We start from the raw sequence: 20,163 nt of genomic DNA, 5'->3' as shown, positions 1-20,163 counted from the left end.
AGGCGTTCTATGACTTGCCACTGGCAGTGTCCAGAGCCTTTTTTACATTTTTTCAATGCGGACGCGAATGAGCGGTTTCTTCGCCCTCAACATCGGCCTCAGCGTCTTCCTCCCTCTGAGACGGGACCGCATATGAACCGTTCAACCACTTAGCAAGGTCCAGATCGGCACAACGTTTTGAGCAAAACGGGCGGTACGCCTGAACAGTGTCTTCAGCACAAATCGGACAGGTCATTTCAGCACCTCGCTCAGCGGCAACCGAGCCCGTCTGCGCTGCAATTCAAAATGCCCTAGCGGCGTCCAGCCTGCCAGTGTTGTTTCGATCGGGTCGGTCTTGAAGGCCGAGCGTAGCGCAGATTCGAATCCTCTGCGGTCCTTCTTGGGCATCGGCGCCAGGTCAAGCGTGATCTGCCCTCCTAAACCCCGCACACGCAAGGCGCGGGCAAGCGCTTTGGCGCAGGCAAAGTTGGCCTTCGTACCCGCCGCCAGAGATGTATCGGCACCAGTGTTAACATCGACGGCGACCAATGCGCGTGTAGGCTGAATGTAGAGGTGCCCTCCGCCAGGCAAAGGCTCAGAGATACCGCGGGCCGTGTCCAATGCCTCCAGCACGCCATGGGTGCCGAAACTACCTGCGCGGGTTTCGACCTCGGCCGGGTCGGTCCAGTCGCGCCAGGCCAGAACATGAGGCCCGTCGCCTTCAAGAAGCAGTTCCGGCTCGGTTCCGGGGTCATTCACCACAGCGTCCGCGTGGGCCAGCATGGTGCTGATATCTTCAGCAATCTCACCTGCATCCTCACCCGCGCAGCACGAGCGCAGGATCAGGCCGTAATCGCTGCCTTCCATCACCTCGTGCGCGATCTCAAGCAGGCGGTCACGCTCATCGTCATCGCGGATCGAGCGCGAGATGTTCAGACCGGGCGCGTCGGGGGTGACAATCGCATAACGGCTTTTGAACAGGACACGATCGGTCACGGGCAGGGCTTTGCCCGGCTCGGCATAGCCCGTCACCTGCACCAGCAGCAGCGCACCGGGGGCAAGCCCCTTGACCTGCCGCAGAAACGCGGGGCCGTCGGGTGTCGACAGGAACATGCCGCCCTGCCCTTTTACGGGCCTATCTGCGCGAGCACGGTAGATTGTGCCCGGTGCAGGCGCATCGGCGGCGATCAGGAAATCATCCAGCTTGCCGTCGACCATCAACGCGGCCGCCTCGCGGTCGTTGATGTGATCCAGAACGATAGTACGACCCTTCATGATGCCTCACGATACAGGGGATAGCCGATACCTTGCAAAAGGGCGGCGGTTTCAGACAGGGGCAGACCGACGATACCGGTGAACGATCCCGAAATCCACGGGATGAACGCACCGGCAGGGCCCTGAATAGCATAGGCGCCCGCCTTTCCCTGCCAGTCTCCAGTCGCCAGATAGGCGTTGATCTCAACATCCGATAGACGCTTGACCTTGACCTGTGAGACCACGTCGCGTTGCAGCACCCGATCCCCGCGTCGCACCGCGACCGAGGTAATTACCCGGTGGCGACGCCCGGACAGGGCGTACAGAAACTCGGCCGCTTGGCCTGCATGTTCGGGCTTGCCCAGAATGCGGCGACCCAGCGCCACGGTGGTATCGGCACACAGCGTGATATCGTCGCCATCCGCCTGCACCGCCTGTACTTTTTCGCGCGTGATGCGGCTGCAATAGGGAACCGGAAGTTCGCCCTTCAGGGGCGTTTCGTCGATGTCAGGGGGGCGGATCGCATCGGGCTGCACGCCAAGCTGAGCCAACAGGTCCAGCCGCCTTGGGCTGCCCGATCCGAGGATAAACGCCATGAGAAAAGGCGTTACTTGAAACGGTAGTTGATCCGACCCTTGGTCAGATCATAGGGGGTCATCTCGACCTGAACTTTGTCGCCAGCCAGAACACGGATGCGGTTCTTGCGCATCTTGCCTGCCGTATGTGCGATAATCTCATGGCCGTTTTCCAGCTCGACCCGAAACGTCGCATTAGGCAGGAGTTCCTTCACGACACCGGGAAATTCGAGCGTATCTTCCTTGGCCATGTTGTCTCCACATTTACGTTGCACTCGCAGAATCTGCGAGGATGTGCGCTTAAATGAGCCTATTTCGGGCTTATTTCAAGGCCGGAATCACGAAAGAGCAGAGATTGTGACCGATTCGACTCGGGGCGTTTGCTCATCCCAATGGGTTCGGTTCAGCACATGGCCATCAGCGCGGACCTCGGCAATGGTCGACAGGTCGATATTGGCGTAAGTCCAGCCGGGTTGGTTCAACTGTCCTTCGGCCAACACGCCGGTGCCGGGGAACCCTTTGTCAGGCGGGCCGAAGATACCGCCCGTGCCGGTGTTCATATCCACGGCATCGGACCACTCGTTGCTGCCGACCAGCGAAGCCATAACCGTCACGCATTGGTTTTCCAACGCGCGCGCCATCGCGCCGATCCGCACCCGCCAATAGCCCGAGAGCGCCTCGGTGCATGAAGGTACAAGGATCAGGTCAGCCTCACTCAGCGCGCGACCCAGCAGGGGAAACTCAATGTCATAGCAGATAAGAACGCCGATCTTGCCCAGTTTGGTGTCGAACAGTTTCAACGGTCCGCCGGGGGCAATATCCCAAGCCTCACGCTCAAACCGGGTCATGATTTGCTTGTCTTGGTGATCGTGCTGGCCATCGGGCGCATAAAGCGCCGCTCGGTTCAACGGGCGGCCCGGCCCATCCACAACCGGCGCAGACGCGCCCAGAATATAGGTGCCATATTCGCGCGCCAGCCGTTGATGCAGGGCCTGCGCATCTGCCATCCGGTCCGACACCGCGCGGATCGAACGTTCCAGATCGCCTGCCACATCGGCCCCGTCCAACGTCGACAGCTCCATCGCGCCATATTCGGGAAAGACCAGCAACTCGGCGCCCTCCCCAGCGGCCTCACTGACCCAGCGGTTCAGCTTGTCCTCATACTGCGCCCAACTGTCGAGCCAGTCGAGGTCATAGGCGGCGGTTGCGACTTTCATGGGCTGCGTCCTTCAGCATTGGATTGAAGCGACCCTAGGACAGGATCGCGCGAAATGTATAGACCCCGCCGAGACCCGACGGGAAAGTGAATTGGCTTACCGATCCAGACTTGGTTCAATAGGGTCAGGAGGATCACCATGCAAAACCCCGAAAGCTTCGAAAAGTTCTATTTCGCCAAGGTCGGTATGGGTGAGGCCTGCGGCTGCGCCGAACGTGTCATTGACGTTTTCGAATTCAATCGCAAAGGCGGGGCACAGACAAAATCCGAGGTTCGACTGGAAAAACCCAAACGCCGGTCCTTTCGCGGATGGGCGGTGAAGTACGGCCTTCTCAGCCGCAAACAGACACACTGACACCGAAAGGCGCAGCTACGCGTTCAGATCCCTGATCCAGAACTGCAACGGTTTCTGCGTCTCGCCGTCTTCTCCGATATCCTTCCACGAAAACTGCGCCACGACACCGGGTAAGGGTTCATACCCGCGTGTCCGCCAAAACGCATCCAAAGGCCTATAGCTTTCTGGTCGCATCGGATGGTCGACAGGGCGCTGCACACTGCAAAAGGCGCATTTCGTAAAGCCCAAAGCGCGAGCGTGGGCTTCGCGTTGATCGAAGAATTTATGACCAACGCCCTGCCCTCTGTAGTCCGACAGCAGAACAGATTCGGCGCAATAGAAAACATCCGACAAATCCACACCTGACCCGTCAAAGGCCGCAGCAAAATCTTCGGCATGATCGGCCAGCGGCGCGCCGGTCGAGGCCCCGATCAGGCGGTCGCCGTCAAAGGCCCCTACCACGATGGATCGGGCACTGTCGCGGTAGGCTTGCAGGTATTTCCGCTCGTAGCTCAGATCCCCATCATAGAGATAGGGCCACGCGTGAAACACCTTGATGCGCAACCGGGCCACATCGTCCAGCGCGGCCTCAAGCGCCGCTCCGGTCAGGGGGTGGACCGCTGAGACCTCAGCCATTCGAGACCTGCTTGGTCCAATCAGCCAGATTGTAGAAGGTAGTGACCCGGGTGATTTTCCCGTCCTTCAGGTCAAAGAACGACCCGGCGGGCAGACGGTAGGTTTGACCATGCGCCTCGGGTAAGCCTTCATCGGTTTCCATATAGGTGCCGTTCACGATGAACTCCGCCGCAGCACGGGTTCCACCTTCGGCGTCGAACACCACGATATCGGTCAGGTTCTCGCGGTAGCAGCGGTTCATATGGGCGCAGAAGGCGGAAAACTTCTCTTTGCCCACACGAATCTGCCCTTCATTCACGTGATGGGCAATGTCATCGGACAGGCAGGCCAACATGCCATCGACATCGCCTGCATTGAAGGCGTCGAAATAGGTTTTCACGGTCTGGTTCATGGTCACTCCGTCGGTTCACCCCAGCGGTCCTTCAGATGCTTGATGATCTGATCGCGGGTCTGTCGGTAGTGCGTTAGCTTGTCTTCACGGCTTTCGCCCAGTCCGGTAGGGTCCATTATTGGCCAATAATCGACATCCAGATGAAAAATACGGGTCAAATCCAACGCTCGCCTTTGGCTGGCGGGTGACAACGCGACGATCAGGTCGAACGAGCTGAGGTCATCGCCCCATTCCTGCATCTCGTCGAAGGAACGCGACCTGTGTCGCGAAAGCTCAACGCCGATTTCCTGGCAGACGGCGACGCAGAAACCGTCGATCTCCAGATCGTTATGGACACCGGCAGATTGCACATAGGTACCGGTGCCGTAGAACTTTTTCATGATGCCTTCGGCCATCGGGGACCGAACCGAGTTGTGGTCGCAACAGAACAGAATGGACTGCGGCAGAGACGTCACCCGTCAGCCCCCAAAGTGCAATACGCAAATTAGCGTGAACAGGCGGCGGGCTGTATCGGTGTCCACTTCGGCCTTGCCATCAAGCCTTTCCTGCAGGACCCGGCTGCCTTCGTTATGTATGCCGCGCCGCGCCATGTCGATGGTTTCGATCTGACTGGGTGGCAGCGACTTCACCGCATCAAAGTAGCTTTCGCAAATCTGGAAATAGTCTTTGACCACTTGCTTGAAGGGCCCCAGCGAAAGATGAAACTCGGCCGCCTTTTCTTCGGCCTCAGTGGCAACGTCAAAAACCAACCGTTTGTCGCGGATCGACAACTGCAGGTGGTAGGGGCCATCAGGCACAACACGGTCATCGCGTTTGGGCAGCGCGAAGCTGTTATCCTCAAGCAGATCATAGATCGCGACCTTGCGCTCCTGTTCGATCTCAGGCGTCGGCGGAGGCAGGTTTCGGTCGTCCAGTTCGATATGCGAAATACGGGTCATGGGTGTCTGGTCCATAAGGGTTGAGACAGCCATATCGTAAGAAAAGTGAATGGGCAACGCGCAGAAAATCGGTCTAGGCCAATTCGTCACAAAGGATGTTTGGCGGGGTCAATCCCGTGCTTTGATAGGAGTGTATCGACCAAAGACCCCCGGTTGATCTCCATTTCACGAAACATCTTTCGGAACCACGAACCAAAGAAATGGATCGACATTTTGTTTTGCCACTCCAAAAAATCGAGCTTTGACATATCCGGGTCATTCCACAACCTGCGATGCCTTAAAGGTACGGCATACAGCTCGGTTCGGGCAGAATTCATGTCGTGTTCTGGCGAGCCATAAATGCAATGGAAAAAAAGTGGTGGTCCCAGAGTTGACAATGGGAGGCTCCAATATGAGGAACGGCCGTAGAGTTCGCGATACACCTTCTGATGATCCTCCGACCACCAGAATGGAACAAGATCGCTTTCAAAGGCAAAGCGACACATCTTTTGCAGCGCGGAACTGTCGCGCGGCAACGCGACAACGCCGTTCATCATGCGCTGCCGCGCCAAATTCGCTCTTGGAAAAAGATATCCTGCGTTGGTTTCGAATGGCCGAAGGGCATAGGCATCCGCATCGACCCAGATATAGTCGGTCTGTTGCATGAGCTTTAGACGAAAAAGGTCGGCATGAACGGCAACTGATCGCGTGATCGGGTCACAGTAAATTTCAGAAACATCAAAGATTTCCCGCGCATCACGCGCTTCGACATAGTCCGGAATGTCTTCAAGCTCGCCATAGTGGTAAACAATGGGCGTCTGGTCGACATCCGCAAAGGACTTCAGGCAAAGGTGCTCCAGATAGCTGAACCGCTTGCCGATCCACAGTGTTGCTACACGTTCCAAACTTACTTCTTCCGACGTTGCCACGTCAGCAAGACGCCTCCGTTCCGTGAGTAAGATCAAGACATATTGTTTAATGAATGAGAATGGCGCAGGGCGTTGTGACCCTCAAACCATAGCCAATTAGTCGTTCAAGCGTTTCAATCTTGCAGTGACCGACAAGCCATGTGCCTCAAGGCTTTCCGATTGCGCCAGTTGTTCGGCCGCAGGGCCGATGGCCCGCAGCGCAGCAGGTGTCATCTGGCTGAGTGTCGTGCGTTTCAGAAAGTCCATCACGCTGAGCCCCGAAGAAAACCGCGCCGAGCGCGCCGTGGGCAGAACATGGTTAGGACCACCCACATAATCGCCGATGGCCTCAGGAGTGTATTGACCCAGAAAAATTGCGCCCGCGTGAACGGTTTTCTTGCTAAGCGCCACAGGGTCGCCCACGCAAAGCTCAAGATGTTCCGGGGCGATCCGGTTGGACAGGCCTGCTGCCTCGTCCAGATCACGCACAGTGATCACCGCACCAAAATCACGCCAGCTGAGGCCAGCTATTGCGCGACGTTGTAATGTCTCAAGCCGCTTGTCCACGGCCTCGGCCACCGCCTGCCCGAACGCCGCATCATCGGTGATCAGGATCGACTGTGCACTTTCGTCATGTTCGGCTTGGCTTAGCAAATCCAGCGCGATCCAGTCTGGGTCGTTGTCCTTGTCGGCGATGACCAGAATCTCGGACGGGCCCGCAATCATGTCGATTCCCACCTTGCCGAACACACGACGTTTTGCAGCAGCGACAAAGGCGTTGCCGGGGCCGGTAATCTTGTCCACCGGCGCGACGGAATCAGTACCGTAAGCCAGCGCTGCAATCGCCTGAGCACCACCGATGCGATAGATTGTATCCACACCTGAAAGCTGCGCCGCCAGCAGGACAAGCGGGTTCACCACCCCGTCGGGCGTCGGCACCGTGATGGCTAGGCTTTCAACCCCCGCCACCTTGGCCGGAATCGCATTCATTAAAACCGAGGACGGGTAGGACGCCAGCCCGCCGGGCACATAAAGCCCCGCAGCAGACACCGCCGACCAGCGCCAGCCCAAAGTCGCCCCGGCTTCATCCGTCCATTCGTGATCCTCGGGCAACTGCTTTTCGTGATAGGCGCGGATGCGCGCGGCGGCCAGCTCCAGCGCGGCGCGATCCTCATCCGAGACCTGCGCCACCGCAGCCGCGATTTCTTCGGCAGAAAAGGCCAGAGTGTCAGGCGTCAACTCAAGCCGGTCGAATTTCGCGGTCAGCTCGATCACCGCAGCATCGCCCCGACTGCGAACATCTTCGATGATCTCAGCCACAGTCGCGTCTACATCCGGGCTGTCCTCGCGTTTTGCTGACAACAACGCCTGAAAGGCGAGCTCGAACTCGGGTGAGGTCGTATCAAGGAAAACGGGCATGAGCAGGCACTCCGAACGGGATTTTATCGGGACATATCGCTCGCAGCAGATGGCCTCAACCCTTCGTCTGGTGGGTGCAACGATTTGCGCATAGGATAATGTCGCATTCCGCACCAATGTTCAGGGCCACCGGCATCCTGCCAACCATATCGGCGATAGAATGCACGCGCTGTTGCGGTGGCGTTCAGATGCGCAATTGTGCAGCCTTGCTGCGCAAGCTCGTGCTCCATTCGAACCAGCAGGGCCAACCCGACACCGCGCCGAACATAGGCCGGATCGACATACAACAACGCGATTTCCGACCCGAAGCGCAGAGCCCCGACGCCCGAGATTTGGCCGTCCATTTCGGCCAACCAAAGTTCGGTTCCCGATTGCAACCAGCGTCGGATCGTCTGGGGGTCTTTGTTCGCACTCCATGCCGCCAGCAGATCGGGATCTTTCCGATGATCTGCTGCACCAAGGTAGGTAATCGACCGGATCAACACCTGACTGACCTGAAACACGTCGAACACGGTCGCCGAACGCAAAACCAGACCCGTTGAGGGTCCGGCAAAGGCTTGTGCTATGCCCCGTTTATTCCGGATGATGCGGAGCCTGACCAGAAGGTGCCTGATAGGGCCGGGTCACATCCTTGAGGGTGACGTCCAGAGCCTCGACCGTCAAACGGATCGCTCCGTCCCCGGCCAGCGTCAAAACAATATGACCGGCGCCATCTTCGCCGGGCTCGAAATCAACCGACAGCAGGGACATAACCATGTCCTTGTCGCTGCGGTCCACCCCCTGGCTGGCAACCGACAGGACGGAATCGAAAACAAGCAGCGCTCGGACCCGTTCAAACGGACGGTCACGTTGGCTTGCAGCATCTTTGTCTTCCCAGCGGAACCGGTTCAGCAAAAGACCAAATCGACGCTCCGACGGACGCCATGTCATCTCTGTGATTGGAAACACCGCGTCCTGCGTCAGGGTCGAAATCACCTGAAGGTCATCCGCATCCTCTGCCCCCAGGTTCAGCGGGGCCTCACGACCGTCGTGGAAACTTGCGTCTGTCATTACTGGCCCTTGATCCGTTCAATCTTTGCACCCACGCCTTCCAGCTTGCGCACCACATGTTCATATCCCCGGTCCAAATGATAGACCCTGCTTACAGTCGTCTCACCTTCGGCCGCCAAACCGGCCAGAATCAACGAGACCGAGGCGCGAAGGTCCGTCGCCATAACCCGTGCACCTTTCAGACGCTCGACGCCCGTAACCGTAGCGGTACCGCCATGGACCTCGATATTGGCCCCCATACGTACCAGCTCAGGAGCGTGCATAAACCGATTCTCGAAAATCCGCTCTTCAAGAACGGACACGCCTTCGGCAGTGCACATCAGCGCCATCATCTGCGCCTGCAAATCGGTCGGAAATCCGGGGAAGGGTTCGGTTACAACATCGACAGACCGTACGCGTCCGTTCTTGCGCGCAACTTTCAACCCGTTTGCGGTTTCCGTGACATCAATGCCTGCAGCATCCAGCTTGGCGGCGAAAGAGTCGACAAGAGACATCCGTCCGCCCAGTAGTTCAACCTCGCCGCCACAGATCGCCGGTGCCAACATATAAGTGCCCAGTTCGATCCGATCCGTTACAACCTGATGGGTCGCACCGTGCAACCGGTCGACGCCTTGAATTTCGATTGTCGAAGTCCCTTCGCCCGAGATCTGCGCACCCATCTTCCGCAGACACTCTACCAGATCGACGATCTCGGGCTCACGCGCGGCGTTTTTCAGCACTGTGGTGCCTTTGGCCAGCGTGGCGGCCATGACGATGTTCTCGGTCGCGCCGACAGAGGCAAACCGCATCTCATGCACGGCCCCTTTCAACCCACCCGACGTTTTGGCGTGCAGATACCCGTCTTTCAACTCGATCTCAGCGCCCAGCGCCTCAAGTCCCTCGACATGCAGATCCATAGGTCGCGCACCAATCGCGCAGCCGCCGGGCAACGAGACCACGGCCTCACCAAAACGCGCCAGCAGCGGACCAAGCACCAGATTCGAGGCGCGCATCTTGCGCACTATCTCGTAATCAGCGGTATGGCTGGTCAGGTTGTGGCTGGACATGGCCAGCACTTGTCCGTCCTGCAGCGCCGACACTTCGGCCCCCAGCGATTGCAGCAAGGCAGTCATCGTCTTGATGTCGCTCAGCCGGGGTGCGTTTGTCAGCGTCAGCGGCTCTTCGCTTAGCAGCGTCGCTGGCATAAGCGTCAGACATGCGTTCTTGGCCCCCGCAATCGGTATCTGACCGTTCAACGGACCATTGCCCGTAACCAGAATCGAATCCATGTGCTCTTATCCCTCGTCCTTATCGGTCTTCTCTCCGGATACCGCCCGCGCCTTGGCTTGCGCCTTACGTCGCGCCATGTTCGCCTTAAGCGCAGCCTTCAGTCGCTCCTCGCGCGGATCGCCGGATTTGCCGTGTTTTTTTGGTGTATCTTTGTCTGCCATGATCTTTCTCTACAGGAGGCGAAAAAAACCGTCCAGACACCCTTGCGCCGCGTTTCGTTTGAGTCTAATCACCCGCCCACAGCGCTGCTGTAGCTCAGAGGTAGAGCACTCCCTTGGTAAGGGAGAGGTCGAGAGTTCAATTCTCTCCAGCAGCACCACCTTACAATACAATATGTAGATGTGCGGATATTAAGTCTAATGTCCCTGCGCCGACAAAGCGTTATTGCGCAGCATCACCGCCATTTGCCGCGCAATTGAACACTTCAGAGCTATAAATTAGTTCAGACGGCGGGACGCAGCCAACGCTCCTGCCAGAGCATTTTCAATCTCGCCCGGAAAGCTCCGGCCTTTTTCGTGCAGCCCAGCGGCGACCCATCCCACAGTATGTCCGCGCGCACCGATGTCGTTGGCCCTGACCACCATCGGAGAAGTCTTTTCAACCCGAACCAGCGCCATCGACTCTTCCACATCGCTTTCGGAAAGGATCATTTTGACCGCGCTGCATATATCCATAGATACCTGCAGGGTCTGATGCTCAAGCCGATGGACGGATTCGGACAACAACCGGGTGCAGAAGGCAGACAAGAAATACCACCGAAAAATTTTGAAAACCCGTTTCTGGAAATCACCACTCGCTTCCATGTTGCAGGATGCGCTTTGGGAAATCTGTTCGAATGCCGTTTGGGCTGACTGTGCCGCTTCACAAATCTGCGCCTCGCGCTGTTCGACAGGCAAGCCGTGCAAACCCGAGAAAATTGCAGTTTCTTGAGTTTCTAAATTCATTTCGGTCCTCCAGCTTTAACTCCTGAGAAGGACATGGGAAACTTCAAGGCCATTCGAATGTGATTTTCTGCCATAAATTAACATGTCAGTCTGATTTCTGACTTTACAAAAGTGCCACAAACTCGCGCTTAAGGCAAACATGCCTAAGATTAACTTATCTTTAAGGGCCAAACTGTGGCCCAGAAGAGGCATTTGAAATGAGGCAGGATGATCGCTTCCGCGCCAAAAAACAGCGCGGAGATGACATGTTCTGGCAATAGTTACGCCCATATTAAGGTTTAAACACAGTCAATCTCGCGGAATTGTTGACCAGTTGGATTTTAACGAGGGGGTACAAGCGGGAACACGGGGGTGAGCGCATGTCCAGCCCACCTCGCCAATTGACAGAGCGGCTCCCCCCGTCACCACAAATCAATCGATCTTGCTTTTCTGCGCATGCGGCGTGACCCCGAAACTTGAGCGATACACCCGCGAAAAATGACCGGGGCTTTCGAAACCACATGCCATGGCAACTTCTGTGACCGAGGCTTCGGTCTGCAGCAACAGCCTTTGCGCCTTTTCCAGCCGCAGTTCCATGAAATACTTCTTAGGTGAGGTGTTTAGGTATTTGCCGAACAAACGCTCCAACTGTCGGGTTGAAATGCCAAGCCCATCGGCGATCTGCGATGGAGAAATCGGAGACTCGATACAATCGCGCATTATGTGGATCGCCTTGGCCAGATGGGCATTGCGCATCCCGTTGCGAGATTGCAGCGATACGCGTTGTTTAGCGGTCGCATTTCGCACGGCGTTGTAAACCATCTGGTCGGCCACAGCGACAGCCAGCTCTTCGCCGTGATCCCGCTCAATCAGGTGCAGCATCAGGTCCGCAGTCGCTGTGCCTCCGGATGCGGTTATGTGCTTTTCATCCGCCACAAAGACACTGCGAACAAGATTCACCTCGGGGAATGCTTCCATAAAGGCGTCATGGTACTCCCAATGGATCGCGGCCTGCATTCCGTCTAGAAACCCCGCCTCGGCCAGCAGCCACGCGCCGGAACACAAGGCACCAATGGCGGTTCCCCGCGCCCGTTCCCGGCGAAGAGTAGCCAAAAGCGAACGGGTGACGTGGTTGCGCATATGAATGCCGGACAAAACGAACAACTGATCCGTCTTTGACAGATCGCCCAAACCACCATGCACCAGCGTCACAAGTTCGTTCGAGCAAACAGCCCTCTCTCCATCTTCTGAAATTAACGTCCAATCATAAAGCGTCTGCTCACTCACCAGGTTGGCGATCCGCAAGGGTTCGACCGCGCAGGAGAATGCGAGGTGCGAGAATTCCTCGATCAAGATGAAGGTGATGTGCCGCGTTTTGCGCATGAACAGATCCGGTTTCTATGGGGCGCTATGCTGCACGATTCTTTTCTGTATACAACTTGTATTTTTATAGAATACAGAATGAAAGACCAGACACGAATCGATCAAGAATGGAGCGGACCAGGTGAAAGACGACAGCAAATCCCGCAAAGCGGACCTGACCGAACATCTGAAGGTCGGTATTTTGACCCTGCGCCTGCAGCCTGGAACCGATCTGGATGAGGCACATCTGTCTGATGCGTTCGGCCTGTCCCGCACGCCCCTGCGCGAGGTGTTCCGACAACTGGCCGGTGAGGGTTATCTGGACCTGCGCACCAACCGGTCTGCGCGCGTGTCCGAGATGTCATATACCACCCTACGCGATTTCTTTCTGGCCGCACCGATGGTTTACGGTGCCATCCTGCGGTTGGCCGCGCAGAACGCCACGCGCGCGCAGATCGACGCACTGAAAGATGCTCAGCAGGCATTCAAGGCCGCCTTGCGTGCTGGGTCCGCCGAGGACCGCGCGCTGGCCAACAATCGGTTCCATGACGTGACCGGCGAGATGTCGGGAAATGTCTACCTGTTGCCCTCGTTCAATCGGCTTTTGATTGATCACGCCCGGATCGGGATGACGTTCTATCGGCCACAGACCGCCAAAATGACTGAAAACCTGTCCCAGGCCAGCACCCAGCACGACGCCATCATCGCCGCCATCGAGGCGGGCGATGAGGCGGCTGCTGCGCAGCTGGCCGAAGACCACTGGAACCTGTCACGCGATCAGATTGAGCTGTTCGTGATGCCTGACGCGCTGGATGTGCCCATGGGCGCGCCCCTGTCGAAACCTGCATGAGGACGCAATGAACCCGATTTTCAAGTTTGAGGGGATCTATACCCCCGTAGTCACGCCCTACCACGCCGATGGGTCCGTGAATTGGGATGCTCTGGCGCAGGTGATCGAGTTTCTGATCAACCATGGCGTGCATGGACTGATCTCGGGCGGATCAACGGGTGAGAACTATGCCCAAACGGTCGAAGAACGGCTTGAACTGGCGCGTTTCACGCATCAGCAGTTGAAGGGCCGTCTGCCCTTGGTGGTCGGCACCGGCGCGATGTTGACAGCGGATTCGATTGCGTTGGCCTCGGGCGCGCGAGAGATCGGCGCGGACGCGATCCTGCTGGCCAGCCCGCCCTATGCGGTGCCCACTGACCGGGAAAACGCGCTGAACGCGCTGGCCATAGACAAGGCCGCCGACCTGCCCGTCATGCTGTATAACTATCCACACCGCACCGGTACGATGATGGGAGAGGAGTTCCTTGACCGCGTGGGCCGTAGCCGCAACTTCTGCGGCATCAAGGAAAGCTCGGGCGATATCAACCGGGTTCATCTGCTGGCGCGCGACTACCCTCATATCCAGCTGGGCTGCGGCATGGATGACCAGGCACTGGAATTCTTCGCCTGGGGTGCGCCCTTCTGGGTCTGCGGCGGATCGAATTTTCTGCCTGCCGAGCATGTGGCTCTGTATCAAGCCTGCGTGGTCGAAGGCGATTTCGCCAAAGGTCGCCGGATAATGTCAGCGATGATGCCCCTGATGCGGGTGCTGGAACAGGGCGGCAAGTTCATCCAGACAATCAAGCACGGCGTCACAATGAACGGGATTGATGCGGGGGGGATGCGGCCTCCGCTGAAAGGGTTGAACAAGGATGACAAGCGCGCGCTGGAACAGGTGACGCGCGTTTTGAAAAAGACAATCGCTGACATCGTGGCGGAGGGATAAAGCATGGAACTGCTGACACAGGACGAATACACATCCATCGCTGCGGGGCTGGACCTGCCCACAGGGGCGTTCATCGACGGCGGCTATCGCCCCGCGATCTCGGGCCAGACGTTTGCGACGGTGAACCCCGCAACAGGCGCGAAACTGACAGATATCGCCGCCTGTGGTGCGGCGGATGTGGATTTTGCCGTCGAAAAGGCGCGCGAGGCGTTTGATGATGGCCGTTGGTCGAAACTCCACCCGTCCGAACGCAAGGACGTGCTGATCCGTCTTTGCAAGCTCATGACGCGCAATGCCCGCGAGCTGGCGGTGATGGAGAGCATCGACAGCGGCAAGACCATCTACGACTGCGAAACCGTGGACGTGCCCGAGACCATTCACTGCCTGAAATGGCACGCCGAGGCGATCGACAAGATCTACGATCAGGTCTCGCCCGCCAGCGACGATCACATCGCCATGGTGGTGCGTGAGCCGATTGGCGTCGTGGGTCTGGTACTGCCCTGGAACTTCCCTTTGCTGATGCTGACGTGGAAGATCGGGCCTGCTCTGGCGGCGGGTTGTTCGGTGGTGGTGAAACCGGCAGCTGAAACAACGCTGACCGCCCTGCGGCTGGCCGAACTGGCGAAGGAAGCCGGGGTGCCGCGCGGTGTGCTGAACATCGTGCCCGGTGGCGGGACCGAGGTGGGCGAGCCCATCGGGCGGCATATGGATATCGACATGGTGTCTTTCACCGGCTCCACTGTCACCGGCAAGCGGTTCCTGACCTATTCGGCGGAAAGCAATGCCAAAGAGGTGGTGCTTGAGATGGGCGGCAAGAACCCCGCCATCGTGATGGACGATGCCGAAAACCTCGACCGTGTTGCCGCGCATATCGTCAATGGCGCGTTCTGGAATATGGGCGAGAACTGCTCGGCCTCGTCGCGGTTGATCGTGCATAAGGACGTGAAGGCCGAGTTGCTGGAACGCATCGCCCATCACGCAAAACAGTGGAATATCGGCGAACCTCTGAACCCGGAAACCCGCATGGGCGCGCTGGTCAGCGAGGGGCATTTCACCAAGGTCTGCGGCTATCTGGAACAGGCCGAGAATGTCGTGATCGGCGGCACTGCCAAGGACGGGTTTGTCGAGGCCACGGTGGTCGAGGTGCCCGGCAACGACGCGGTGCTGGCGCGCGAAGAGATCTTTGGCCCGGTGCTGTCGGTGATCGAGGTGTCCGGTTTCGATGAGGCCATCAAGATCGCCAATGACACCGAGTACGGCCTGTGCGCCTCGATCTTCACGGCCAATGTCAAACGCGCCATTCGCGGCGCGCGGGCGATCCGGGCGGGCACGGTCACGGTGAACAGCTTTGGCGAGGGTGACATAACCACGCCCTTCGGCGGCTACAAGCAATCAGGCTTTGGCGGGCGCGATAATTCCGTTCACGCGCATGATCAATACACCCAGCTCAAAACCATCTGGATTGATCTGGCCGATGACGCGGATGAGGCGGTGGATTGAGCAGCTACACCGCCCGCACCCTGCCCCGGCACCGTGGGCCTGCGGCGTGGAGCGTCCTTCTTGGCGATCCCCCGCCCGCGCGGGAACTGGACACCAAAATTACCGCCGATTTCACCATCATTGGCGCGGGGTTTGCCGGATTGTCTGCGGCGCGGCGGATGACCCAATTGCAGCCCGACGCCAAGATCGTGGCGCTGGAGGCCGGACGTGTCGCCGAGGGGGCTGCGGGGCGGAACTCGGGCTTTATGATCGACCTGCCGCATGATCTGGCCTCGGATGATTATGCGGGAGTGGGCGATGACCGGGCGATGATCGCGCTGAACCGGCAGGCCATCGCCTTTGCCCGTGAGGCCGTTGCGCAATACCAGATCGACCCGAACTATTTCGACCCGGCGGGAAAGGTGAATGGCGCGGTCAGCGCAGCCGGTCACGCTCATAACGAAAGCTACGCGCAACATCTGGCCAGTCTCGGCGAGACCAGTGAAATGCTGGACCCACAGCAGATGCATGAGTTGACCGGGTCTCGCCACTATCGCTCGGGACTTTACACGCCGGGGACGGTGATGCTGCAACCGGCGGGCTATGTGCGCGGCTTGGCAGCGGGGCTGGTCGAACATGGGGTCGCGGTGTTTGAAAACTCGGCTGTCACGGGGTTTCAGAAACAAGACAACGCGTGGCAAGTTCAAACGGCGCAAGGGTCGGTCGGCACAGGCACGGTGATCCTGACGGTGAACGGGCATCTGGAAAGCTTCGGGATCGAGACCGACCGGCTGATGCAACTGTTCCTCTTTGCCGCCATGACGCCCGAGTTGGACGCCGAGCAGATGTCCCATATCGGCGGGCAGTCACGCTGGGGTGTGACCCCGTCCGACCCGATGGGAACCACGATGCGTAGGATTGATAGCGGTCAGGGCGGCAACCGGATCGTTACCCGCACCTGCGCCGCGCTGCGCCCCGGTATGGCGGCGAAAGCGCGCGATCTAAACCGGGCCGCCCGCGTCATGCAAGGCAAGTTCGATCAGCGGTTTCCGCAGTTGGCGGGTCTGCAAATGCAATACCAATGGGCTGGTCATCTGTGCCTGAGCCTCAACGGTGTATCCGTCGCGCGCGAGATTGAACCCGGTGTCTATTCCGGCTGCGTCCAGAATGGGCTAGGCACCGCGCGCGGGACGCTTACCGGGATTGCGGCAGCCGAACGGGCCTGCGGACACAGCTCGGACATCACCCGTCATTTTGAGGCGGAACAGCCCCCGAAACGCCTGCCGCCTCAACCCTTCCGAGAACTGGGCGCGAATGCGGTGTTGCGGTGGAAAGAATGGAAGGCACGGAAAGAGTGATTACGGCAAGCTCAGCTTCGCCATACGCCCACCGTCAACCGTATAGATCTGGCCGGTGATGAAGCTGGCCTCGTCCGACGCCAGAAACGCGACCAACGCCGCAACCTCGGCGGGTTGGCCAGTGCGTGCGACGGGATGGATGCGTTTGATATCCTCGGAAAACCCCTCGGGGTCCGGCATCGAGGCGATGAAATCCACGTTCAGTTCCGTGTCGATCCAACCGGGTGCAACGGCATTGCAGCGAATGCCCTCGGCCCCGTGATCCACGGCAACGGCGCGGGTCAAACCATGCAGCCCGGCCTTTGAGGCGCAATAGGCGGCGTGGCCAGGATTGCTGCCCAAACCCTCGATCGAGCCGATATTGACGATGCTGCCCCCTTCCTTTCGCAAATGCGGCAGCGCGGCTTTGATCAGCAGAAACGGCGCGGTCAGATTGACGGTCAGAGTGCGCTGCCAATCCTCAAGGCTCATTTCATCAACCTGGGCCTCCTGCATCATGCCTGCGTTGTTGATCAGGATATCCAGCCGCCCTGCCCTGTCGACGACCTGATCGACCACGGCTTGCGGGCTGTTCGGGTCGCTGAAATCGGCCTCGAGCCCATTGGCATCCGCGCCGCGCTGCGCGGTGAACACCTGCGCGCCCTCATCCAGCAAACGCTGGGCAATGGCGCGCCCGATCCCGCTGCGCCCGCCTGTCACCAAGGCGGTTTTTCCTTCAAAACGGGTCATGCGACGGGTTTGCCTCCGTTCACTTCCAATAAGGCCCCGCAGATATATCGCGCCGCATCCGAGACCAGAAACATCACCACATCCGCAATGTCCTCGGGCTCGGCGATGCGGCCCAGCGGGACGGTTTGGCCCAACTCGGCAACGGCGCTGTCGGGATCGAAACCGCGTTTTTCAAAGCCCGAGCGCAACATCGGCGTGTTCACCTCATTCGGACAAACCGCGTTGATGCGGATACCCTGATGAGCATGATCCATCCCCATACATTGCGTCAGCGAGGCAATGGCGGCCTTGGTCATACAATAGACAGCGTGGTTCGGGCCGGGGCGCAAACCCCAGCAAGACGCAGTGTTCACGATGGCACCGCCCCCCGCTGCAGTCATGATCGGGATGGCGGCGCGGCAGATGCGGAACGGGGCCTCGACATTCACGCCCAGCGACAGCACCCAGTCCGGGTCCGTCGTCTCGGTCACGGCCCCGCGCGTGATGACACCTGCGTTATTGATCACGATGTCCAACCCGCCCAGCGCATCCGAGGCGGCGTGCGGCAGCGTGTCGGCATAAGATGCGTCAAGCAGGTCTCCGGGCAAGTGGGCGTCGGCAGCGATCCCGGCCACGTCGCGGTCAGCCACGGCAACCTGTGCCCCGGCGGCGCGCAAGCGTTGCACGATGGCGGCTCCGATCCCGCCTGCGGCCCCGGTCACAAGGGCAGTTTTTCCTGTCAGGTCCATAGTACCTCTGGTTTGAAAAAGCCCGTCCGATGGGACGGGCGGGCAAGTTTCGGGGGAGATGATTTCAGTAGCTTTGATTCAACTCGTCAGCGGCCGGGATTTCGCGTTCGCGCCGGGCGATATAGTCCAACAGGGCCTCATCCTTCGCCTCGTCCAGTTTCGGTTCCTGATATTCGTCCAGCAGAGTTTTGGCGCGATTCAGGGCGCGTTCCGTAACCTCGATGCTGCCTTCGGCCTGCCACTGCTCGATCGAGTTGTTGTCGAACAGTTCGGGCATGAAAAAGGCGCTTTGAAAATTGTCCTGCGTGTGTGGATGGCCGAGGTAATGCCCGCCGGGGCCAACATCCGGCACAGCCGCCAAAGCCTGATCGAAATCACCCCACTTCGGCCCCTCGGCCATACGATAGGCCATCGCGCATTGTTCGGCATCGACGATGAACTTGGCCACGGAACAGTGCATCCCGGCCTCATTCCACCCCGCCGAATGCCAGATATAGTTGGCCCCCGCATGGATCACCGCCTGCAAGGTAGTGGCGGATTCGTATCCGGCCTGCGCGTCAAAGGTCTTGGCCCCGCCCAATGTGTTCGAGGTCCGCCACGGCACCCCGTAGTGCCGCGCCATCTGGCCGATCATGAAATTCATCAGGCTGATCTCGGGTGTGCCCGCCATCGGCGCGCCGGATTTCATCGAAACGGTTGACAGGTAATGCCCGTAGATCGCGGGTGCGCCCTTGCGAATGACCTGCGTATAGGCCAGCGCGCTCAGCGCCTCGGCGTTCAGCTGCGCCACCGTGGCCGGAACGCTGGCAGGCGTGTTTGCGCCGCCCAAGACGAAGGGCGAACACAGAACCGGCTGATTGCGACGGCAAAACGCCCGCATCGCGCCCAGCATCGTCTCATCCCAGACCAGTGGCGAGTTGCCGTTGCAATTACCGGTCGTGACGGGGTGATCCTCAAGATAGTCTTGGCCGAACAGAATGGCGCACATCTCCATCACGTCCTCGGCGTTTTTGGGGCTGGTGGTCATGCCCATGAAAGTCTTGTCGGAATGTTTCATCGACGAATAGGTGATCCGCAGATGGCGCTGGCTGATCGGGTGGTCATAGGGTTCGACAATGTGGTGCGCGCTGGAATGCAACGCTGGCAGCATATGCGACAGCTTATGAAACATCGCCAGGTCATCCAGCGTCGGATTGCGGCGCACGTCATCGAGATCGCGCAAAAACGGCGCCCCGGTCATCGGCACAAAGATCGAATGCGGTCCGCCCAAGCGCACATTCTTTTGCGGATCGCGCGCGTGATAGGTGAAATCGCTTGGGATCGAGGAAATCAGCTGACGCACCAACCCGCGGTCCAGATAGACCAGCTCTCCTTCGACCTTGGCCCCAACCCGTTTCCAATCCTCTAACGCGATAGGGTCTCGAAACTGAACACCCACATTTTCCAGAATGTCCATCGAGGCCGCATCGATACGGTCTACTTGCGCACCATCCATAACTTCGCACAAAGGAATGCCTCGGGTCAGGCCAGGCAGCATGTCAAAGTTCGGCGCGGTGCGCAGGGCGCGGCGGGCCTGACGGCCTCCGGCGCGGGTTGCGGTGCGAATGTTCATTGGGCAGTCCTCCGATCTTGTGGTCCAGATTGAGGGATTCGGAGGCGTCCTACGTCACTGATTGCGAAACCTGTTTGCAGGAAACGACACAGATGCCTGCTTTGAATACCGTCACCCCGGGCGTCCGTGCGGGGCCGCAAGCCGGTTGATCGCTTTGTCCAATCGCTTTCAAAAAACCTGAGAACACTGGTTTTCTTGCACGGATACCCCGATATTGACATGAACTAAACTCATGCGAATGCACTGCCC

The 20,163-nt window shown here is 58.8% G+C and carries 25 protein-coding genes and 1 tRNA gene; 6 read left to right on the top strand and 20 right to left on the bottom strand.

Annotated features, from left to right (window positions below; all coding sequences use genetic code 11):
• Window positions 1-52: 52 nt before the first annotated feature.
• The 5 genes from ABWV79_RS08790 to ABWV79_RS08770 form a co-directional block, all read right to left on the bottom strand.
• Entirely contained in the window at window positions 53-235 is a 183-nt protein-coding gene (locus ABWV79_RS08790; protein WP_170353266.1) for a DNA gyrase inhibitor YacG, read from the bottom strand.
• The gene (locus tag ABWV79_RS08785) at window positions 232-1,254 is read right to left on the bottom strand and encodes a ribonuclease E/G (RefSeq protein WP_353391428.1); all 1,023 of its coding nucleotides are present in this window, start codon (window positions 1,252-1,254) and stop codon (window positions 232-234) included. The genes ABWV79_RS08790 and ABWV79_RS08785 overlap by 4 nt, the downstream gene beginning before the upstream one ends.
• Window positions 1,251-1,829, bottom strand: coding sequence for a Maf family protein (locus ABWV79_RS08780; protein WP_170724113.1), 579 nt, complete (start codon window positions 1,827-1,829; stop codon window positions 1,251-1,253). The genes ABWV79_RS08785 and ABWV79_RS08780 overlap by 4 nt, the downstream gene beginning before the upstream one ends.
• A gap of 11 nt (window positions 1,830-1,840) precedes the next feature.
• A complete protein-coding gene (gene infA, locus ABWV79_RS08775; RefSeq protein WP_005978431.1) occupies window positions 1,841-2,059 on the bottom strand; it encodes a translation initiation factor IF-1 in 219 nt (72 codons plus the stop codon).
• An 87-nt stretch (window positions 2,060-2,146) separates the two neighbouring features.
• On the bottom strand, window positions 2,147-3,025 hold the full coding sequence (locus tag ABWV79_RS08770; RefSeq protein WP_353391427.1) for a carbon-nitrogen hydrolase family protein: 879 nt from the start codon (window positions 3,023-3,025) through the stop codon (window positions 2,147-2,149).
• A 138-nt stretch (window positions 3,026-3,163) separates the two neighbouring features.
• On the opposite strand from ABWV79_RS08770, the gene ABWV79_RS08765 reads away from it, so the two are divergent.
• Window positions 3,164-3,379 carry a hypothetical protein gene (locus ABWV79_RS08765; protein WP_170353270.1) on the top strand — a complete coding sequence of 72 codons (216 nt, stop codon included), beginning with the start codon at window positions 3,164-3,166 and terminating at the stop codon, window positions 3,377-3,379.
• A gap of 15 nt (window positions 3,380-3,394) precedes the next feature.
• Here the strand turns inward: ABWV79_RS08765 and ABWV79_RS08760 are convergent, their stop codons facing one another.
• The 10 genes from ABWV79_RS08760 to ABWV79_RS08715 form a co-directional block, all read right to left on the bottom strand.
• A complete protein-coding gene (locus tag ABWV79_RS08760; protein ID WP_353391425.1) occupies window positions 3,395-3,994 on the bottom strand; it encodes a GNAT family N-acetyltransferase in 600 nt (199 codons plus the stop codon).
• Window positions 3,987-4,385, bottom strand: coding sequence for a ketosteroid isomerase-related protein (locus ABWV79_RS08755; RefSeq protein ID WP_353391423.1), 399 nt, complete (start codon window positions 4,383-4,385; stop codon window positions 3,987-3,989). The genes ABWV79_RS08760 and ABWV79_RS08755 overlap by 8 nt, the downstream gene beginning before the upstream one ends.
• Before the next feature lie 2 nt (window positions 4,386-4,387).
• Window positions 4,388-4,840, bottom strand: coding sequence for an arsenate-mycothiol transferase ArsC (locus tag ABWV79_RS08750; protein ID WP_170353273.1), 453 nt, complete (start codon window positions 4,838-4,840; stop codon window positions 4,388-4,390).
• 3 nt (window positions 4,841-4,843) lie between these two features.
• Window positions 4,844-5,323 (bottom strand): UPF0262 family protein, encoded by a 480-nt coding sequence (locus ABWV79_RS08745; protein ID WP_170353926.1) that lies wholly within the window; start codon window positions 5,321-5,323, stop codon window positions 4,844-4,846.
• An 86-nt stretch (window positions 5,324-5,409) separates the two neighbouring features.
• Window positions 5,410-6,207 (bottom strand): hypothetical protein, encoded by a 798-nt coding sequence (locus ABWV79_RS08740; protein ID WP_353391420.1) that lies wholly within the window; start codon window positions 6,205-6,207, stop codon window positions 5,410-5,412.
• 120 nt (window positions 6,208-6,327) lie between these two features.
• The gene (gene hisD / locus ABWV79_RS08735) at window positions 6,328-7,629 is read right to left on the bottom strand and encodes a histidinol dehydrogenase (RefSeq protein ID WP_353391419.1); all 1,302 of its coding nucleotides are present in this window, start codon (window positions 7,627-7,629) and stop codon (window positions 6,328-6,330) included.
• Window positions 7,630-7,652: 23 nt separating this feature from the next.
• Window positions 7,653-8,156 (bottom strand): GNAT family N-acetyltransferase, encoded by a 504-nt coding sequence (locus ABWV79_RS08730; protein ID WP_353391417.1) that lies wholly within the window; start codon window positions 8,154-8,156, stop codon window positions 7,653-7,655.
• A 46-nt stretch (window positions 8,157-8,202) separates the two neighbouring features.
• Window positions 8,203-8,679, bottom strand: coding sequence for a DUF2948 family protein (locus tag ABWV79_RS08725; RefSeq protein WP_353391415.1), 477 nt, complete (start codon window positions 8,677-8,679; stop codon window positions 8,203-8,205).
• Window positions 8,679-9,947, bottom strand: a complete 1,269-nt coding sequence (gene murA / locus ABWV79_RS08720) for a UDP-N-acetylglucosamine 1-carboxyvinyltransferase (RefSeq protein ID WP_353391413.1) — start codon at window positions 9,945-9,947, stop codon at window positions 8,679-8,681. The genes ABWV79_RS08725 and murA overlap by 1 nt, the downstream gene beginning before the upstream one ends.
• A 6-nt stretch (window positions 9,948-9,953) precedes the next feature.
• A complete protein-coding gene (locus ABWV79_RS08715; protein ID WP_170353278.1) occupies window positions 9,954-10,109 on the bottom strand; it encodes a hypothetical protein in 156 nt (51 codons plus the stop codon).
• 83 nt (window positions 10,110-10,192) lie between these two features.
• Between ABWV79_RS08715 and ABWV79_RS08710 the strand changes: the two genes are divergently transcribed.
• Window positions 10,193-10,267, top strand: a tRNA-Thr gene (locus ABWV79_RS08710).
• 118 nt (window positions 10,268-10,385) lie between these two features.
• Here the strand turns inward: ABWV79_RS08710 and ABWV79_RS08705 are convergent.
• Together ABWV79_RS08705 and ABWV79_RS08700 are read right to left on the bottom strand one after the other, a co-directional pair.
• The gene (locus ABWV79_RS08705; RefSeq protein ID WP_209195153.1) at window positions 10,386-10,892 is read right to left on the bottom strand and encodes a hypothetical protein; all 507 of its coding nucleotides are present in this window, start codon (window positions 10,890-10,892) and stop codon (window positions 10,386-10,388) included.
• A 411-nt stretch (window positions 10,893-11,303) separates the two neighbouring features.
• Complete coding sequence (locus tag ABWV79_RS08700; protein WP_353391411.1) at window positions 11,304-12,254, bottom strand: GlxA family transcriptional regulator; 951 nt, start codon at window positions 12,252-12,254, stop codon at window positions 11,304-11,306.
• Window positions 12,255-12,375: 121 nt separating this feature from the next.
• On the opposite strand from ABWV79_RS08700, the gene ABWV79_RS08695 reads away from it, so the two are divergent.
• The 4 genes from ABWV79_RS08695 to ABWV79_RS08680 are packed head-to-tail and all read left to right on the top strand — an operon-like array spanning window position 12,376 to window position 16,845.
• The gene (locus tag ABWV79_RS08695) at window positions 12,376-13,083 is read left to right on the top strand and encodes a GntR family transcriptional regulator (RefSeq protein WP_353391410.1); all 708 of its coding nucleotides are present in this window, start codon (window positions 12,376-12,378) and stop codon (window positions 13,081-13,083) included.
• 7 nt (window positions 13,084-13,090) lie between these two features.
• On the top strand, window positions 13,091-14,008 hold the full coding sequence (locus ABWV79_RS08690; protein WP_170751487.1) for a dihydrodipicolinate synthase family protein: 918 nt from the start codon (window positions 13,091-13,093) through the stop codon (window positions 14,006-14,008).
• A gap of 3 nt (window positions 14,009-14,011) precedes the next feature.
• Complete coding sequence (locus tag ABWV79_RS08685) at window positions 14,012-15,508, top strand: aldehyde dehydrogenase (RefSeq protein WP_353391408.1); 1,497 nt, start codon at window positions 14,012-14,014, stop codon at window positions 15,506-15,508.
• Window positions 15,505-16,845: an NAD(P)/FAD-dependent oxidoreductase gene (locus ABWV79_RS08680; RefSeq protein WP_353391406.1), complete on the top strand. Its 1,341-nt coding sequence runs from the start codon at window positions 15,505-15,507 to the stop codon at window positions 16,843-16,845. The genes ABWV79_RS08685 and ABWV79_RS08680 overlap by 4 nt, the downstream gene beginning before the upstream one ends.
• Here the strand turns inward: ABWV79_RS08680 and ABWV79_RS08675 are convergent, their stop codons facing one another.
• The 3 genes from ABWV79_RS08675 to ABWV79_RS08665 all read right to left on the bottom strand — a co-directional run bounded on the left by ABWV79_RS08675 (window position 16,846) and on the right by ABWV79_RS08665 (window position 19,914).
• Window positions 16,846-17,574 (bottom strand): SDR family NAD(P)-dependent oxidoreductase, encoded by a 729-nt coding sequence (locus tag ABWV79_RS08675; protein ID WP_353391404.1) that lies wholly within the window; start codon window positions 17,572-17,574, stop codon window positions 16,846-16,848.
• A complete protein-coding gene (locus ABWV79_RS08670) occupies window positions 17,571-18,302 on the bottom strand; it encodes an SDR family NAD(P)-dependent oxidoreductase (RefSeq protein ID WP_353391402.1) in 732 nt (243 codons plus the stop codon). Before ABWV79_RS08670 ends, ABWV79_RS08675 begins: the two co-directional genes overlap by 4 nt.
• Window positions 18,303-18,366: 64 nt before the next feature.
• Window positions 18,367-19,914 (bottom strand): trimethylamine methyltransferase family protein, encoded by a 1,548-nt coding sequence (locus ABWV79_RS08665; RefSeq protein ID WP_353391400.1) that lies wholly within the window; start codon window positions 19,912-19,914, stop codon window positions 18,367-18,369.
• Window positions 19,915-20,163 lie beyond the last annotated feature (249 nt).

It is taken from the genome of Ruegeria sp. HU-ET01832, from assembly GCF_040371315.1.
Lineage (GTDB): Bacteria > Pseudomonadota > Alphaproteobacteria > Rhodobacterales > Rhodobacteraceae > Ruegeria > Ruegeria lacuscaerulensis_A.
Note: the sequence above shows the minus strand (reverse complement) of the source record. Positions and strands in the feature narration are given on the sequence as shown.